Here is a 16,791-nt window from a genome sequence, read left to right on the forward strand (position 1 = left end):
AATGAAAGAGTCTGTTTATAGAAAGTTAGAAACCTTAGTAGAGCGTTATGAGGAAGTGCAAGCGCTGCTAAGCGACCCTCTGTGATCAGCGACCAAAATCGCTTTCGTGCCTTATCTAAAGAATACTCAGAATTAGAAGAAATCGTAAAAGCATTTTTAGCTTACCAACAAGCACAAGATGATGTTGCTACGGCTGAAGAAATGCTAAAAGACTCTGATCCTGACATGCGTGAAATGGCGCAAGAAGAATATAAAGAAGCAAAAGCACAAATTACCGCTTTAGAAGACGAAATCCAAATTCTAATGCTGCCAAAAGATCCTAAAGACAATAATAACGTCTATTTAGAGGTTCGTGCGGGTACCGGTGGTGATGAAGCCGCTATCTTCGCAGGTGATTTATTCCGTATGTACAGCCGCTACGCAGAAACTAAAAAGTGGAAAGTAGAGGTAGTGAGTACTAACGAAGGTGAACACGGCGGTTACAAAGAAGTGATTGCACATATCTCAGGTGAAGGTGTGTATGGTCGTTTGAAGTTTGAATCGGGCGCGCACCGTGTACAACGTGTACCAGAGACTGAGTCGCAAGGCCGTGTACATACATCAGCCTGTACAGTTGCAGTTATGGCTGAAATTCCTGAAGCAGAAGCAATTGAGATTAACCCAGCGGATATTAAAGTCGATACGTTCCGTGCATCGGGTGCCGGTGGTCAGCACGTGAATAAAACGGACTCGGCAATTCGTATTACTCACATCCCAACAGGTGTGGTTGTTGAGTGTCAGGACGAGCGTTCACAGCATAAAAACCGTGCTAAAGCGATGTCTGTACTTGGTGCACGTTTACAACAAGCTGAAGATGAAAAGCGCCAAGCGGCTGAAGCATCAGAGCGTCGTAACCTCGTAGGGAGTGGTGACCGTTCTGAGCGTATTCGTACATACAATTACCCGCAAGGTCGTATCACCGATCACCGTATTAATTTAACCATTTATCGCTTAAATGAAGTGGTAGCGGGTGATTTAGGCTGTGTAATTGAACCACTGATGCAAGAACACCAAGCTGACTTACTTGCTGCGATGGGCGATGAATAATCGTGCCACAAAGCATCGAACAAGCCATTGTTGCTGCGACGGCGTTACTAACGTCAAGCAGCGACAGTGCAAAACTAGACGCACAAGTCCTGTTATTATCCATTCTAGATAAACCTCGCAGTTACTTATTTACCTGGCCAGAAAAACAACTCACCGAACAGCAACAGCTCGATTTTGAGCAAGCATGCCAGCGCCGTTTAAATGGTGAACCTGTCGCGCATATTGTGGGTTTTCGTGAATTTTGGAGCCTTCCTTTAAAGGTCAACCCAACGACTTTAATTCCAAGACCCGATACCGAAACGTTAGTTGAATATGCTTTAGGTCTTGAATTACCTGCTGATGCAAACGTGCTTGATTTGGGCACCGGGACAGGGGCAATTGCCTTGGCATTGGCCAGTGAAATGCCAAATTGGCAGGTGACAGGGGTTGATAGGGTGGCTGATGCTGTCGAATTAGCTAAAGAAAATAAACAGCGACTTGCAATCAACAATGCTAATTTTGCCTTGAGTAATTGGTTTAGCGCCGTAAATACGCAAAAGTTTAACTTAATTGTCAGCAATCCACCGTATATAGAACAGGATGATGAGCACTTAAACCAAGGTGATGTGCGCTTTGAACCGCTCTCTGCATTAGTTGCAGATGACGACGGTATGGCTGATATTAAACAAATTATTACTATCGCGCGTGACTATTTAGCAACAAATGGCTATCTTTTAATTGAACATGGCTACAAACAAAGTGTGAAGGTTCAAGATTTTTTTGCACAAATGTCGTATAGCCATATACTTACAATTAAAGATCTTGGCGGTAATGACCGTGTAACGTTAGCACAATGGCTTAAATAATAATGAAGTGCACTGTGCGTACATAGCCTTTGAGGATCCCATACAATGGATGATTTTTTGTTTTCGGATGAAGCACTTGATGAAGTAAATGAGGTGGTTCAGGGTAGTTGGAAAGTCATCGTCGTCGATGACGAGCCAGAAGTACATGCCGTAACAAAGCTTGCGTTGAGTGACTTTGAATTTCAAGATAAACGTTTAGAGTTTATTAGTGCTTATTCAGGTGAAGAAGCTAAGCAGGTTATTCAACAGCATCCAGATGCTGCTATCGTACTACTCGATGTGGTTATGGAAACCGACGATGCAGGCCTCAAAGTCGCTAAGTTTATTCGCGAAACCGCAAAAAATAATCACATTCGTATCATTCTTCGTACAGGCCAGCCTGGGCAAGCGCCAGAGCGTCAAGTTATCGTTAATTACGATATCAATGACTACAAATCAAAAACTGAACTGACAGCACAAAAACTGTTCACTGTGGTGATGTCGAGCTTACGTTCTTATCGCGATATTTTATCGATTGAACAATCTCGCCAAGGCCTTGAAAAAATTATTAAAGCATCGCGCGATATTTTCTCGACCCATTCACTTGAAAGCTTTATTGAAGGGGTGATGCAACAACTCACCTCATTACTGGGTACTGTCGATCAGGCCATGTATGCAACAAGCTTAGTTGCGAGTAATCCGTTGGATAACCAAAAAAAGCTTGTCGTGTTTTCGGGTAGTGGTGAGTTTGAGCGCAGTGAAGGTAAAGCAATTGAAGAAGTACTTAGCGACGAGCAGCTGCAAGCTTGCCAACAAGCACTGAGCGAAAAAACCATTGTTTATCGTGAAAACTATTTATTTGCTTATTGCTGTAGTGAATGTAACCACAACTCGATGTTATTTATTTCAGGTATTCCGAAGCATTTGACCGATACTCAGCGCCATTTAATTGAAATTTTCTCGCAAAATGTACAGTTGGCCTATGAAAATGTGCAGCTACAATCTGAAATAGAAGCAACACAACAAGAATTAGTTTTTAGACTGAGCGAAGCGCTGGAGCAACGCTCAACAGAAACAGGTAACCATGTAAAACGCGTTTCGCATATTTGTTACGAGCTGGCGATGGGTTATGGCTTAACTAAACGCGAAGCCGAACTTATTCGCTTGGCAGCGCCACTGCATGATGTTGGCAAGGTAGGTATTCCGGATGCCATTTTAAATAAGCCTGGGCCACTGACTGGTGAAGAATGGGCTATCATGCAACAGCATGCTGAAAAAGGTCATTTAATTTTAAAAGACTCAAATCGTGACATCGTTAATACTGGGGCTATTATTGCATTATCGCACCATGAGCGTTGGGACGGTTCAGGCTATCCGAAAGGTCTAAAAGGCGAGGATATTCCTATTGCGGGTCGTATTGTGGCTTTAGCCGATGTGTTTGACGCACTACGTCATAAGCGCTGCTACAAAGAACCATGGTCTCTTGATGATGTAGTAAAAGAAATTAACTCACAACAGGGCAAACAATTTGATCCTAAGCTGATTGACGTGTTTAATCAGCGCGTGAAAGAAATAGAAGACGTACTTGTACGTTATCCAGATTAATTAAAATAAAATTAGGGGCATATGGATTATTTAGCAGTAAAACATACTCACATGTTATTTGCCGTGTTGAGTATTATCTTATTTTACGTTCGTTCATTTTCACGTTTAAAGACGGGCGCTCTGGCAAAAAATAAAGTGGTGTTTATTGGTAGTCACAGTATCGACACTTTATTGCTAGTATCGGCAGTTGTATTGATTGTGATGGCAGGGTTTAACCCACTTGAGCAATCTTGGTTATTAGAAAAGATAATCTTAGTTATTGCTTATATTGTGCTGGGCATTGTTGCAGCTAAGCAGAGCGCACAAACCGCGAAAGTAGTACTACTTGCTATAACCACCCTTATTTTATTAGCAATTGGTTATTTAGCGTCTGCTAAAACTGCACTTCTTTTATAAGAATCCCTCAGCGGTATTTGATGGCCTGTGCTGTCGTACCGCTTTTTTATATCTCATCGCTCAGTATTGGTAACTTAGGGCAAAAGTAGGTAAACTAGCTGTTCGTTTTTGAAAGAGATGTAGCAGTATAAATGACCACCCCTTGGTTTGAAGATCAAAATGAACCCTATCAAGAAGAGGCCTTTGACACATTTTCTTCTAAAGTGCTTTATCGTTGTATCGACGCAGAATTAAAGTGGGATCAACAAGCTGATTTAACAGCCTGTTATGACACGCTTTATGAGCTTGAGAACAGGGTAACAGCCCTTTGTGCTGAATTTAAAGAACCCCATGAGCGTCTCGATAATTTACTTGATACCTTTTACCAGCAATGGCTGTTTAGCTCATCTAGCTTAAAAGTGCCTGAGTACACATTAAATAGCTTTAGCTACACCATTACCATGCGCGGCGGTACGCAAACCACGCTGGCGATTTTACTGTGTCATTTATTACAGCATGCTGAATTGGATGCCACTGTCACGCTTAGCCAAGGCGAAGTGCATGTGCATGTTGGTATGAGTGATGAAGAAGGCTACTTAATTGAGCCAAGCACAGGTCAGCAGAGTTGGTACATAACGCCAGAGAATGCCTGTGAAGAAAATGGTGATGAGCAAGAGCCGTTAGAACTTATTTTTGATGAAGAGCTGTATAAACTGTATTTAGCTCAGCAAAAATGGTCGTTTATCAGCGAAAGCAAATTTGGCCATGCGTTGCATTGCGTTGAAATGCTGATGGAATTGTTAGGTGACGATCCGTACGAACGTCGTGACCGAGGCTATTTACTTAATCAGTTAGATTGCCCAAAAATGGCGCGTGATGATCTGCAGTACTTTGTTAATGAGTGCCCAGATGATCCCGCAATTGAGATTATTCAGCATCAAATTGCTGAAATTGAAGACAACAATAATACACACCACTAATTTAAAGGAACATTTATGACTGACGCCCACAGTGCGCTAATTACCAATGACGCAGTCGTACTTGGTTTGCTTGCCGTTATTTTGGGGTTTATTTTTAAAACCTCTCACAGTAATAATGCTGCGTTCCAAAAATTTTATAAATATGTACCAGCGTTATTGCTTTGCTATTTTTTACCTTCGTTACTCAATACCTTTGGTATTGTTGATGGTCACTCTTCAAATGTTTATTTTGTGGCGTCGCGCTATTTACTGCCAGCTTGCTTAATATTGCTTACCATCAGTATTGATTTAAAAGCGATTCTTAATCTGGGTCCAAAAGCATTAATCATGTTTTTAACGGGTACCATGGGTATCGTTATTGGTGGACCTCTTGCTATTTTAGTGATGAGTGCCGTTTACCCAGAAGCGGTGGGTGGGCATGGCCCTGATGCGGTTTGGCGCGGTATGACGACTATTGCTGGTAGTTGGATTGGTGGCGGTGCAAACCAAGCATCAATGAAAGAAATGTTTGAAGTAGGCGGTGATATTTTCTCTGCAATGGTCACCGTTGATGTAATTGTGGCGAATTTATGGATGGCCGTATTGTTATTAATGGCTGCAAACCATAAAGCGATTGATGCAAAAACGGGCGCAGATACGCGTGCCATTGAAGAGCTTAAAGAACGCGTAGAAAAATATCATGCTGAGCATGCGCGTATGCCAACCTTGAATGACTACATGACGATTATCGCGATTGCTTTTGGTATTACGGGTCTTGCGCACTTTTGTGCCGACTTTTTAGGTCCGTTTTTTGGGGCTAACTTCCCTTGGGCACAAGAGTATAGTTTAAACAGTAAATTCTTTTGGTTAATCGTTATCTCAACCACAATTGGTATTAGTTTATCGTTTACTAAAGTTCGCCATATTGAAGCCTTTGGCGCGTCAAAAGTAGCATCAAGCTTTTTATATATTCTTGTTGCTTCAATTGGTTTACACATGAATATCACTGCGATTTTTGATTCACCAATGTACTTTGTACTGGGTCTGATTTGGATGATTACCCATGCAAGCCTAATGTTAATCGTCGCGAAACTAATTAAAGCACCGCTGTTTTATATGGCAGTAGGCTCTCAAGCAAATGTAGGCGGCGCAGCATCAGCACCTGTTGTTGCATCAGCATTCCATCCGTCTCTTGCGCCAGTAGGTGTATTACTGGCTGTTTTGGGCTATGGTGTTGGTACCTATATGGCTTATATTTGTGGATTAATGCTACAAGCTGTTGCACCTTAAGGAATAGAAATGAACAACCAGTTAATTAAAATTAACGAGATTGAATTAGCCAACGATAAACCATTTGTCTTGTTTGGCGGTATGAACGTACTTGAATCACGTGATTTAGCGATGCGTATTGCTGAGCATTACGTAGAAGTAACATCAAAGCTAAACATTCCATACGTGTTTAAAGCGTCTTTTGATAAAGCGAATCGCTCTTCAATTAATTCATACCGTGGTCCGGGTATGGAAGAAGGTTTAAAAATATTTGAAGAAATTAAATCTACTTTCAATGTGCCACTGATCACTGATGTACATGAGCCGCATCAAGCTGCTCCTGTAGCTGAAGTGGTTGATGTGATTCAGTTACCGGCATTCCTTGCTCGTCAAACTGACCTAGTTGTTGCTATGGCAAAAACGGGTGCCATCATCAATGTGAAAAAACCACAGTTTTTAGCACCACACGAAATGCGTCATATCATTAAGAAGTTTAATGAAGCGGGCAACAACAATGTTGCACTGTGTGAGCGTGGTACGAGCTTTGGTTATAACAACCTTGTGGTTGATATGCTTGGTATGGATGACATGAAGCCTATGGCGCCGGTTATCTTTGATGCAACGCATGCATTACAACGCCCAGGAGGCCGTGCTGACTCTGCAGATGGTCGCCGTGCACAAGCTGCAGAACTTGCTCGCAGTGGTATGGCATTAGGCATTGCAGGTTTATTTATTGAAGCGCACCCTAATCCGAATGAAGCAAAATGTGACGGTCCATGTGCACTAGCACTAAGCAAGCTAGAAGGTTATTTATCGCAAATGAAAGCGGTTGATGACTTAGTTAAGAGCTTTGCACCACTCGATACCAGAGCAAGCGATTTATGATATAAGTATTTAAGTATGAAAAAGGCGACCATGGTCGCCTTTTTTTATTTGTATCGCTATAATCGACGCATAAGAAAAACTAATTCTAAGCTTGGTGTTTATGTCTCGTCGTTTACCTCCTTTAAATGCATTAAAAGCATTCGAAGCCGCTGCCCGCCATTTGAGCTTTACCAAAGCGGCAGAAGAGCTATATGTAACGCAGGCCGCGGTGAGCCACCAAATTAAAACCCTTGAAGAGCATTTAGGTTTAAAGCTGTTTTTACGTAAGAATCGTTCTTTGCTTTTAACCGAAGAGGGCCAAGGCTACTTTTTAGATATAAAAGAAATTTTTACTCAGCTGATTGATGCCACAGAAAAACTACTAGCCCGAGGTGCGAAAGGGTCACTCACGGTAAGTTTAACGCCAAGTTTTGCAATTCAATGGTTAGTACCCAGGCTTAGTTTATTTAATGAATTACACCCAGAAATCGACGTGCGAATTAAAGCACAAGATCAGGATGAAAATTCACTTTCTGACGATGTAGATATTGCTATCTATTATGGCCGTGGCCACTGGAGTGGCGTGCAGACTTATAAGCTGCACACTGAATACTTAGTGCCATTATGTAGCCCATTGTTGTTAACAGGCCCTAAGCCGCTTAATCAACCCAGCGATTTGGCAAATCATACCTTGTTGCATGATACCACCCGTAAAAATTGGAAAACGTGGATGAAAACAGCAGGTGTGCGCAATGTACAAGTTAACCAAGGGCCAATTTTTAGTCACTCATCGATGGTATTACAAGCTGCGGTGCATGGGCAGGGTGTTGCGATTGGTAATAGCGTTTTAGCAAAACCAGATATTGATGCGGGTCGACTCGTCATTCCATTTAATCACTCGTTAGAAAGTAAAAATGCGTACTATTTAGTGATCCGCGAATCGCAAACAGAGCTTGGCAAAATAGTGTCTTTCAAAGACTGGATGTTGAGCTTAGTAGAGCAAGAACAAGAGTATTAACATGTTACAGTGGTTTAAAAGTGCAACGGGCAAGGCGCGTGCACAGTTTATATTTGCCCATGGTGCAGGGGCAGGCAGTGATTCTGAGTTTATGCAAACAATGGCTAACTTGATTAGTCTGCATGATATTGATGTAGCGCTGTTTGATTTTCAGTATATGCAAATTGCAAAAGAAACAGGCAAGCGTAGACCACCCGAGCGCGCTCCTAAACTACTTGCCTACTTTGCAGAGGTTTTAGCTGAATGCCAACCAGAGCTACCGCTATTTATAGGTGGTAAATCTATGGGTGGACGTATGGCTTCAATGCTTTGTACTGAACAGGGTTTGGCTAATATTACTGGTGTTGTGGCTTTTGGCTATCCGTTTCATCCACCAGGTAAACCCGAAAAACTGCGCATAGAGCATTTTGTTGATATGCCATGCCCATTTTTAGTTCTGCAAGGTGAACGCGATACATTTGGCTCTCAGCAAGAACTGGCTGACCTTGAAATGGTTAACCCGCCAGAGATTAAATTTCTCAAAGATGGTGACCACTCATTAAAACCACGTAAAAAAAGTGGCATTACAGAGCAAGAAAACTTACAGCAAGCTGCGGATTATACTGCGCAGTTTATTATGAATTTAGTGGCTGGAGATGCACAATGATCAAACTATATTTAATGATTGGCAGCTTATTTTGCATGCTTTCGGTGATGCTTGGCGCCTTTGCTGCTCATGGTTTAAAAAGCCGTGTTTCTGAGTATGCGATTGGAATTTTTAAAACCGCCGCTGAGTACCAAATGGTGCATGGCCTTGCATTGATAGCAATTGCTATCTTAATTAAGTGGGGCATGAACTTAAATTGGGCTGGTGGTTTTTTTATCGCGGGTACCGTGTTATTTAGCGGTAGTTTGTATTTACTCGCATTAACGGGCATGAAATGGCTTGGGCCTATCACCCCAATTGGCGGCGTTTGTTTTATTATTGGTTGGGCTATTTTATTAGTTCAAGCCGCACGATATAAGTTTTAAGGGTTATCTATGTCGAGTGTAGTTATTTATTGTCGCAGTGGTTTTGAAAATGATGCCGCTGCTGAAATTACTTTTCAGGCTGCTGAACAAGGATTTGCAGGTTACGTAAAAACAAAACCAAATACGGGTATTGTTGTTTACGAATGCTTTGATGCGAGTCACGGCGATGAAATCATCAAAAAAGTAGATTTCAAAAATATGGTATTTGCGCGCCAATGGTTTACTGGCACCTTAGTCGATAACATGCCACTTGAAGACCGCGTTAGTTCCATTGTTGATGCTGCCGTCGACTTTCCTGTGTGTGGCGACTTACGTGTAGAAACACCCGATACCAACGAAGGTAAAGAGCTGAGTAAGTTTTGTAAAAAGATTTCAACGCCACTGAAAAAGTCACTTGAAAAACGCTCTAAAGTGACACGCGAAATTGCTGAGAAAAAGCCTGTTATGCATGTGTTATTTTTAGCAAACGACAGTGCTTATGTTGGCTACTCGTATACATTTAATAACTCGCCATTTTTTATGGGTATTCCGCGTTTACGTATGCCGAGTGATGCGCCGAGCCGCTCGACGCTAAAACTTGATGAAGCCTTTAACGTATTTATTCCACCCCATGAAGTTGAAGACCGTGTGCAACCAGGAATGCGAGGGGTTGATTTAGGTGCTTGCCCAGGTGGCTGGACTTATCAACTGGTGCGCCGTGGCATGTTTGTAAGTGCAATTGACAATGGCCCAATGAATGATGACTTGATGGAAACAGGGCAGGTTAAACACTTTAGGGTAGATGGTTTTAAATATCGCCCAGAAAAGCGCAATATTCATTGGTTAGTCTGTGACATGGTGGAAAAGCCGGCAAAAGTGACAAACTTAATGATTGATTGGGCGGTGAACGCTTTCGCTAAAGAGCTTATTTTTAATCTTAAATTACCGATGAAAAAGCGCTTTGATAGTGTTTATGAGTGTTTAAAAATGATTAAAGAAGAGCTTGAAAAGTATGGTGTAAGTTACGAATTACAAGCCAAACATTTATACCATGACCGTGAAGAAGTCACGGTACATTTAAATGTAACTAAGGTCCCACAGAGCCTTTACAGTTAACATTAGTTCAAAATTAAAAAGGCCAATAGTGTGAGCTATTGGCCTTTTTATTAGGTATCTAAACAGCGAATTTACGAGCGGTATTTACTACGGTAATTATCGACCCATAATCGTGTGCCACCGCAAACAGCAACGGGCATAACAATTAGGTTTACGAATGGGATAGCAGTTAAAATCATGACAGCTAAACCAAAACCATAAGAAAGTGTTTGCTTTTGCTTTAAGTCGTCTTTCATTTCATTAAAGCTAATTTTATGGTTATCGAACGCATAGTCTTCGTATTGCACCGCATACATCCAACAGGTGAATAGCACCCATAAAACTTGCCCGATCACAGGTAAAATCCACAGTAAAATAAAAAAGCCTATGGCACGTGGCAGGTAATAGCACAGTTTTGTCCACTCACGGCCGAGCATACGTGGCACATCTTTCATTGTATCGAAAAGGCTGTCGTCATTAATTTTTTGCCCAGTTAAGTAAAGCTCGACTTTTTCACTGAGCAGGCCGTTGAATGGGGCCGCAATAAAATTCGTTATAACCGTAAAGAGCATGCTGTAACTGAATAAAATTACCAACACGGCAATCGGCCACATTAACCATTCGAGCCAGCTAAGCCATTCGGGTAATAACGAGTTCATGTAAGCAAAGCCATCGGTGAGCCAGCCATACAAAAAGAACAGCGAACTACCAAAAAGCAGGACATTGATTGTTAAAGGAATAAGTACAAAACGTTTCAACCCCTTTTGGCTAATTAATTTAAAGCCAGAAAAGAAGTATTCCATACCTTGAGTGAACTGCACGAGAAAACCTCATCTTTTTTCTTGTTGTTCGCAGTATAGGGTTTTGACGATATTTGAACAGCTTTTTTCCGTAACAAAGTGTTTAACTCTTTACATGGACAGTCACTTTAAGCCCAGTTCTCAGTTGAAATCTAGTGGAGTAAATTTAAATGGACAGCCACTATATTTAAGTGTTCTTGCAGTAAATTTAAATAGATAGTCTCTAGATTTAAGTGCCCTTGCAGCACAAAATTTTTTGTCTACACTTTAGTTACAGCTAATGCATTTCAAATTATCAGTTCAAGGAGTGGACGATGGCTTTAGCAAGGAAGCGGCAAATCTGTTTGTCGAACACCAAGTATTACCATTGTGTTTCCCGTTGCGTTAGACGCGCTTATCTTTGTGGGGAAGACGCACTCACAGGTAAATCATATGAACACCGCCGAGGATGGGTCGAAGAGCGACTACTTTTTCTTGCGAAGGTATTTTGTATAGATGTATGTGCTTATGCGGTGATGAGCAATCATACTCATGTTGTGCTTTATGTTGATGATAAAAAAGCAAATAGGTTATCTGATAAGGCCATTCTTTTGCGTTGGTTTAAGCTCAATAAAGCAACGCCTTTAGGTCGAAAATTCCTCTATGGTCAACCGTTAAGTGACGGCCAACAAGTCTTCTTAAAGAAAGAGGTTGCAGAATACAGAGCGCGTCTTTCGAGCATTAGTTGGTTCATGCGAATGCTTAATGAATATATTGCCAGGCGTGCGAATAAAGAAGACGAGTGTACAGGTCATTTCTGGGAAGGGCGATTTAAGAGCCAAGCATTACTTGATGAGTCGGCGCTTTTAGCCTGCATGGCTTATGTTGATTTAAACCCTGTTCGTGCTAAAGCTGCGAGCACCCCAGAACAATCTGACTATACCAGCTTTAAAAAGCGATGCCAGAGCGCGAAGGAGTCAAAGCAACCTAAATTACTAGCTCGTTTTATTGGTGGTATGAGTAAGTATAAATCAAAGGGAATACCTTTTGAGTTAAAGTCATACCTGTTACTCGTGGAGCAAACAGGGCGTTGTATTAGCATGGATAAGCCTGGATATATTGAACACAATTTACCTCCTATCCTTGAAAGGCTGAATTTCGAATCTGAAAAATGGTTAACGCTCACAACTCAGTTTGAAAATTTATTTCATGGAGCTGCAGGTCGAGTCGGGGCTATTGAACGTTATTGCAGTAAAACTGCTCGTAAGCGACGAAGTAATTGTACAAATAGTCGATTATTGTTTGCTAGCTAATTTCTATGTCGTTTTTGTAAGGTGGATTGAAGTTCACCGCTTTGGTATGTCTAGAATTGCTAATACATATTGGAATATGTCCTAAAGTTTTAGAATAAATCATTACTTTCTAAATAAGCGGTTCTGCAAAGTCACTTTCAACTGAAATTTAGATGAACTTCATTTCAACTCTAAGGCTTTTATTTTTAAGTGCCTGTCCTTTTTAGTTACCTTAAAAATTTAAATGACTGTCCTGATAAAATTTATCAGGAGAAAGCATTAATCCTCAATAGGATGGTGTAGGTTGGACTTTAATTTTTATCAACTGGGCGTTTTTTCAGTTACATAGCGTTGAACTAAGCGATAGTATGGCGGTCTGAAAGTACCTATAAAAATGAATATTGAAAACAACAGTAGAGGATCAGACTAAGATCCTATATTATTGTTAACATCATTAACAAAAGCGACATATAAAAATGGGAGTTTTATGCAGTTAGTCGATTTAAATCCACATGATCCAGAAGTAGTACACGTGTTTTCTGATATAGACCGACTCATAAACTCATTATATCCTGTTGCCACCGCTCAATCCTTAAGTGTTGAAGAACTTGCTGAACCCAATGTATATGCTATTGGCTTGAAAAATGAAGATGGTATTGTTGCTTGTGGCGCTATCGTGATGCAAGAAGGCAATCCTCCATACGGTGAAATCCGCCGTCTATATGTAAAACCAAGTTACCGTGGTAAAGGGTTATCACGTAGAATTATGCAAATACTCTTGCATCACGCTGGTGAGCAGCAAATTCCGTTAATCCGATTAGAAACAGGTCCTAAGCAAACAGAATCAATCAGCTTATACGAAAACTTAGGTTTCAATCGTTGTGGTCCGTTTGGTAATTACAGCGAAAACCCACAAAGCTTATTCATGGAGTTAGGGCTTAACCAGTAATATAGCTACTAAGCCATGTTTTAGTGAGGACATCATAATTTTTAAATACTCCTTACAAATCATATGCTTTGCTACTGCTTTGTTGATTGCTGCTTGTGGTGATAAATCACAGGAATCCATTACTACTCAGCATAAGCAAGCCGACCTTACGGTTGGTAGTACTAAGCTCTACTTAAACTCATGTCATTCCGTCAATGGTGTCTTGAATCATAATGGAACCATCAAAACAAAAGTAATTTTTATATTTCCTACACGTCCCTTGAGTGTTTGCAACAATAAGCAATCACAGCTGAATTTTGACGGTACTTATCTTACAGTAAAAATTTGCCGTACTGCTTTTGGCGCAGGAGGCTGTGGTGTTGAAAAATACCGCACAACAGACTTCGAAAATTGGCAAGAGTACATCGGTATTACGTGGCATGACAATGAGCAATATGAAGCGTGGAGGCAACTAGGGTCAAACTCTTCAAAGGCTGATGAAATCACAAAAATAGTGCCTGTCCACTGAAATGCAGTCCACTGAAATGAAGATGGATTTCACTAACATATATTTTTACAGTGACTGTCCTTTAAAAAATTGCTCATTTGCCATATTAAGTGCCTGTCCATCTAGAGGAATTTTAAAATCTAACAACTAAATTAAACCCTAATAAAATTGGGGGTTTATCGATTAGTTTTTCACATCAAAAATCACTCGTTACGAGTAAAAATTCTTGTTGGACTTGAATCACTATTTTCCTTTTAATGCGCGGCAACAACCCTTGCCGAATTCGGCACTACTAAAATAAAAGAGAAAGATAGATGAAAGAGACAACATCACTAGAACAAGCTCGCACGAGTTACAATGTTCGTCATTGGAGCCAAGGTTTCTTTGGTATTAATGATCAAGGTGATGTGTATGTTGCGCCAAAGGCCCATGCCCCAGAGCAAACCATTGCACTAATCGATATCGCACAGCAATTACAAGACAAAGGCTTAAGCTTGCCTGCGTTGGTTCGTTTTCCACAAATTTTACATCATCGTGTACATAGCTTATGTCAGGCATTTAACACGGCGATTGAAAATTATGGTTATCCGAAAGACTATTTGCTTGTATACCCAATTAAAGTAAACCAACAGCGTGAAGTTGTTGAAGAAATTGTTGCAAGCCAAGCTGATATTGAAAAGAAGCAATTGGGTCTAGAAGCGGGCAGTAAACCTGAGCTATTGACTGTACTAGCAATGGCAGAAAAAACCAGTGCTGTCATTGTGTGTAATGGCTACAAAGACCAAGAATACATTCGTTTAGCACTGATTGGTGAAAAGCTAGGTCACAAGGTTTACATTGTTCTTGAAAAACTGTCTGAGCTAGACATGGTGCTTAGCCAAGCTAAAGAGTTAAACGTAAAGCCGCGTATTGGTATTCGCGTACGTTTAGCGTCGCAAGGTAAGGGCAAGTGGCAAGCAAGTGGTGGCGAAAAATCAAAATTTGGTTTGTCGGCATCGCAAGTACTCAGTGTGGTTAATCGCCTTAAAGCGTCTGATCAACTTGATCTGATCCAACTTGTACACTTTCACTTAGGCTCGCAAATGGCAAACATCCGCGATGTTCGTTTAGGTGTGAGTGAAGCTGCGCGTTTTTACTGTGAGTTACGCAAGTTAGGTGCACAAATTGATTGCTTAGATGTGGGTGGCGGTTTAGCGGTAGATTATGACGGCACTCGTAGCCAGTCACATAACTCAATGAACTACAGCCTAAGTGAATACGCTAATAACATCGTATACACCATTGGTGATACCTGTAAGTTATATGAGCAGCCAATGCCGCGCATTATTTCTGAGTCAGGTCGTGCGTTAACAGCGCACCATGCTGTATTGATTTCGAATGTTATTGGCACCGAAAGCTATGTACCAGAAGACATTCAAGCACCAGCCGCTGATGCACCACTATTATTAAAAAACATGTGGACATCATGGCAGCAGTTAAGTGATGACAATGACGACCGTGCATTAATCGAAATTTATCATGATAGCCAAGGCGATTTAGCTGAGGCACATAATCAATTTGCACTTGGTTTGTTAGATTTAACAGAGCGAGCATGGGCGGAGCAAGTTAACTTACGTGTATGTTATGAACTTAACAAACATATGGATAACAAAAACCGTTTTCATCGCCCGATTATTGATGAATTAAATGCACGTTTAGCCGATAAGTTTTTTGTGAACTTTTCATTGTTTCAGTCATTACCGGATGCATGGGGTATTGACCAAGTGTTTCCTGTTTTACCGTTAAGTGGCTTAACAGAAGCACCACAAAAGCGTGCCGTTTTACTTGATATTACGTGCGATTCAGACGGTGCGATGGAGCACTATGTTGACGGTCAAGGTATTGAAAGCACATTACCTGTGCCAGCATTTAGCGAAGAAAAACCGTATTTAATGGGCTTTTTCTTAGTCGGTGCGTACCAAGAAATTTTAGGTGATATGCACAACCTATTTGGCGACACGCACAGTGCAATTGTGAAAATGGATGAGCAAGGTCAAGCGCAAATCACCGAAATCAACGAAGGTGATACCGTTGCTGACATGATGCGTTACGTACATTTAGATGTAGAAAGCTTCCAGCAGTCTTACGCCCAGCTGGTGGCGGCAAAACTGCCAGAAACTGAACAGCAAAGCGTATTAGATGAGCTGCAAACTGGCTTAAATGGTTACACTTATTTAGAAGAGTTATAAGCAATGTCGACATTGTTTGACCACACAGATCATTCATTATATTCAAACGGAATGACGTTTTTACGTCAGCCGATGGTGCAGAACATCACAGCAATCGATGCCGATGTAGTGGTGTTAGGTTTACCCTTTGATTTGGCGACCTCAGGTCGTCCTGGTGCACGTTTAGGCCCTGACGCAATTCGTCGTGCCTCAGTGCACCTAGCATGGGAAGAAACCAAGTACCCGTGGACGTTTCCGTTGTTTGAGCGTTTAAAATTAGCTGATGCAGGTGATTTTACTTACCCAGTAGGTGACCCAGAATATTTTACCGCGCAGTTAGAATTAGCCGCTGAGCAAATTCTTCGTCAAGGTAAAACATTATTGGGCTTAGGTGGTGACCACTTTGTGACTTTACCACTACTGCGTGCCCATGCTAAGCAACACGGTAAAATGGCATTAGTTCATTTTGATGCCCACACAGATACTTATAGCAATGGCTCGCGCTATGATCACGGTACCATGTTTTATCATGCGCCGATGGAAGGGCTGATTGATGTTGATCACAGTATTCAAATCGGTATTCGTACTGACTTTGATCAGAGCAAACATGAGTTTGCAGTGATTGACGCAATGGCTGCAAATGATTTACCTGCACAAGATATCGCTGAGCAAATCAAAGCGCGCGTGGGTGACTTACCTGTGTATCTAACCTTTGATATTGACTGCCTTGATCCAGCATTCGCTCCAGGGACAGGCACACCAGTGTGTGGTGGCTTAACCAGCGATAAAGTACTCAAAGTTCTTCGTGCATTGAAGGGCATTAATATGGTCGGTATGGATGTAGTTGAGGTATCACCATCTTATGATCAAAGTGAACTAACAGCGATTGCTGCAGCGACCATTGCTAATGAGTTATTACACTTATGGGCATTGAAGCATAAATACTAAATGAGAGAGACAAAGAGCGCCATTAGGCGCTCTTTTTTTGATAT

16 protein-coding genes and 1 pseudogene are annotated in these 16,791 nt (G+C 41.3%); 16 read left to right on the top strand and 1 reads right to left on the bottom strand.

Annotation, left to right across the window (positions count from 1 at the left end):
- Window position 1: 1 nt before the first annotated feature.
- From prfA to rlmM, 11 genes and pseudogenes are all read left to right on the top strand, one after another.
- Window positions 2–1,086: pseudogene (gene prfA / locus P4S60_RS05610) on the top strand (peptide chain release factor 1).
- 2 nt (window positions 1,087–1,088) lie between these two features.
- Window positions 1,089–1,931: a peptide chain release factor N(5)-glutamine methyltransferase gene (gene prmC, locus P4S60_RS05615; protein WP_337115299.1), complete on the top strand. Its 843-nt coding sequence runs from the start codon at window positions 1,089–1,091 to the stop codon at window positions 1,929–1,931.
- Window positions 1,932–1,976: 45 nt separating this feature from the next.
- Window positions 1,977–3,515 (top strand): DUF3369 domain-containing protein, encoded by a 1,539-nt coding sequence (locus P4S60_RS05620; RefSeq protein WP_337115300.1) that lies wholly within the window; start codon window positions 1,977–1,979, stop codon window positions 3,513–3,515.
- Window positions 3,516–3,536: 21 nt separating this feature from the next.
- Window positions 3,537–3,911 carry a SirB2 family protein gene (locus P4S60_RS05625; RefSeq protein ID WP_337115301.1) on the top strand — a complete coding sequence of 125 codons (375 nt, stop codon included), beginning with the start codon at window positions 3,537–3,539 and terminating at the stop codon, window positions 3,909–3,911.
- Window positions 3,912–4,042: 131 nt separating this feature from the next.
- Window positions 4,043–4,870: a tetratricopeptide repeat protein gene (locus tag P4S60_RS05630; RefSeq protein WP_337115302.1), complete on the top strand. Its 828-nt coding sequence runs from the start codon at window positions 4,043–4,045 to the stop codon at window positions 4,868–4,870.
- Between the two features lie 15 nt (window positions 4,871–4,885).
- Entirely contained in the window at window positions 4,886–6,139 is a 1,254-nt protein-coding gene (locus P4S60_RS05635; protein WP_337115303.1) for a DUF819 family protein, read from the top strand.
- Between the two features lie 9 nt (window positions 6,140–6,148).
- Window positions 6,149–7,003, top strand: a complete 855-nt coding sequence (gene kdsA, locus P4S60_RS05640) for a 3-deoxy-8-phosphooctulonate synthase (RefSeq protein ID WP_337115304.1) — start codon at window positions 6,149–6,151, stop codon at window positions 7,001–7,003.
- Window positions 7,004–7,103: 100 nt separating this feature from the next.
- Entirely contained in the window at window positions 7,104–8,000 is an 897-nt protein-coding gene (locus P4S60_RS05645) for a transcriptional regulator GcvA (protein WP_063706073.1), read from the top strand.
- 1 nt (window position 8,001) lies between these two features.
- Window positions 8,002–8,646: an alpha/beta family hydrolase gene (locus P4S60_RS05650; protein WP_337115305.1), complete on the top strand. Its 645-nt coding sequence runs from the start codon at window positions 8,002–8,004 to the stop codon at window positions 8,644–8,646.
- The gene (locus P4S60_RS05655) at window positions 8,643–9,011 is read left to right on the top strand and encodes a DUF423 domain-containing protein (RefSeq protein WP_063706069.1); all 369 of its coding nucleotides are present in this window, start codon (window positions 8,643–8,645) and stop codon (window positions 9,009–9,011) included. The genes P4S60_RS05650 and P4S60_RS05655 overlap by 4 nt, the downstream gene beginning before the upstream one ends.
- Before the next feature lie 9 nt (window positions 9,012–9,020).
- Window positions 9,021–10,106 carry a 23S rRNA (cytidine(2498)-2'-O)-methyltransferase RlmM gene (gene rlmM / locus P4S60_RS05660; protein WP_337115306.1) on the top strand — a complete coding sequence of 362 codons (1,086 nt, stop codon included), beginning with the start codon at window positions 9,021–9,023 and terminating at the stop codon, window positions 10,104–10,106.
- 71 nt (window positions 10,107–10,177) lie between these two features.
- Here rlmM and cysZ read toward each other — a convergent pair whose 3' ends face one another.
- Entirely contained in the window at window positions 10,178–10,888 is a 711-nt protein-coding gene (gene cysZ / locus P4S60_RS05665) for a sulfate transporter CysZ (RefSeq protein ID WP_442961498.1), read from the bottom strand.
- A gap of 311 nt (window positions 10,889–11,199) precedes the next feature.
- Here cysZ and P4S60_RS05670 point away from each other — a divergent pair, with 311 nt between their 5' ends.
- The 5 genes from P4S60_RS05670 to speB all read left to right on the top strand — a co-directional run bounded on the left by P4S60_RS05670 (window position 11,200) and on the right by speB (window position 16,747).
- Window positions 11,200–12,177: a transposase gene (locus P4S60_RS05670; RefSeq protein ID WP_337115308.1), complete on the top strand. Its 978-nt coding sequence runs from the start codon at window positions 11,200–11,202 to the stop codon at window positions 12,175–12,177.
- Between the two features lie 466 nt (window positions 12,178–12,643).
- Window positions 12,644–13,105, top strand: coding sequence for a GNAT family N-acetyltransferase (locus tag P4S60_RS05675; RefSeq protein WP_105174581.1), 462 nt, complete (start codon window positions 12,644–12,646; stop codon window positions 13,103–13,105).
- A gap of 79 nt (window positions 13,106–13,184) precedes the next feature.
- Window positions 13,185–13,613, top strand: a complete 429-nt coding sequence (locus P4S60_RS05680; protein WP_337115309.1) for a hypothetical protein — start codon at window positions 13,185–13,187, stop codon at window positions 13,611–13,613.
- A 293-nt stretch (window positions 13,614–13,906) separates the two neighbouring features.
- Complete coding sequence (speA, locus tag P4S60_RS05685) at window positions 13,907–15,820, top strand: biosynthetic arginine decarboxylase (protein ID WP_063706054.1); 1,914 nt, start codon at window positions 13,907–13,909, stop codon at window positions 15,818–15,820.
- 3 nt (window positions 15,821–15,823) lie between these two features.
- Window positions 15,824–16,747 (top strand): agmatinase, encoded by a 924-nt coding sequence (gene speB / locus P4S60_RS05690; RefSeq protein WP_063706052.1) that lies wholly within the window; start codon window positions 15,824–15,826, stop codon window positions 16,745–16,747.
- Window positions 16,748–16,791 lie beyond the last annotated feature (44 nt).

Origin of the sequence: Pseudoalteromonas sp. Hal040, from assembly GCF_037162425.1 — a bacterium.
In the GTDB taxonomy this organism is placed as follows: Bacteria; Pseudomonadota; Gammaproteobacteria; order Enterobacterales; family Alteromonadaceae; genus Pseudoalteromonas; species Pseudoalteromonas gelatinilytica.

Bases quoted from the DNA above. Each gene is read 5' to 3' on its own strand.
- P4S60_RS05620 (WP_337115300.1), top strand. From the start codon at position 1,977: ATGGATGATTTTTTGTTTTCGGATGAAGCACTTGATGAAGTAAATGAG.
- P4S60_RS05625 (WP_337115301.1), top strand. From the start codon at position 3,537: ATGGATTATTTAGCAGTAAAACATACTCACATGTTATTTGCCGTGTTG.
- P4S60_RS05630 (WP_337115302.1), top strand. From the start codon at position 4,043: ATGACCACCCCTTGGTTTGAAGATCAAAATGAACCCTATCAAGAAGAG.
- P4S60_RS05635 (WP_337115303.1), top strand. From the start codon at position 4,886: ATGACTGACGCCCACAGTGCGCTAATTACCAATGACGCAGTCGTACTT.
- kdsA (WP_337115304.1), top strand. From the start codon at position 6,149: ATGAACAACCAGTTAATTAAAATTAACGAGATTGAATTAGCCAACGAT.
- P4S60_RS05645 (WP_063706073.1), top strand. From the start codon at position 7,104: ATGTCTCGTCGTTTACCTCCTTTAAATGCATTAAAAGCATTCGAAGCC.
- P4S60_RS05650 (WP_337115305.1), top strand. From the start codon at position 8,002: ATGTTACAGTGGTTTAAAAGTGCAACGGGCAAGGCGCGTGCACAGTTT.
- P4S60_RS05655 (WP_063706069.1), top strand. From the start codon at position 8,643: ATGATCAAACTATATTTAATGATTGGCAGCTTATTTTGCATGCTTTCG.
- rlmM (WP_337115306.1), top strand. From the start codon at position 9,021: ATGTCGAGTGTAGTTATTTATTGTCGCAGTGGTTTTGAAAATGATGCC.
- cysZ (WP_442961498.1), bottom strand. From the start codon at position 10,888: ATGGAATACTTCTTTTCTGGCTTTAAATTAATTAGCCAAAAGGGGTTG.
- P4S60_RS05670 (WP_337115308.1), top strand. From the start codon at position 11,200: ATGGCTTTAGCAAGGAAGCGGCAAATCTGTTTGTCGAACACCAAGTAT.
- P4S60_RS05675 (WP_105174581.1), top strand. From the start codon at position 12,644: ATGCAGTTAGTCGATTTAAATCCACATGATCCAGAAGTAGTACACGTG.
- speA (WP_063706054.1), top strand. From the start codon at position 13,907: ATGAAAGAGACAACATCACTAGAACAAGCTCGCACGAGTTACAATGTT.
- speB (WP_063706052.1), top strand. From the start codon at position 15,824: ATGTCGACATTGTTTGACCACACAGATCATTCATTATATTCAAACGGA.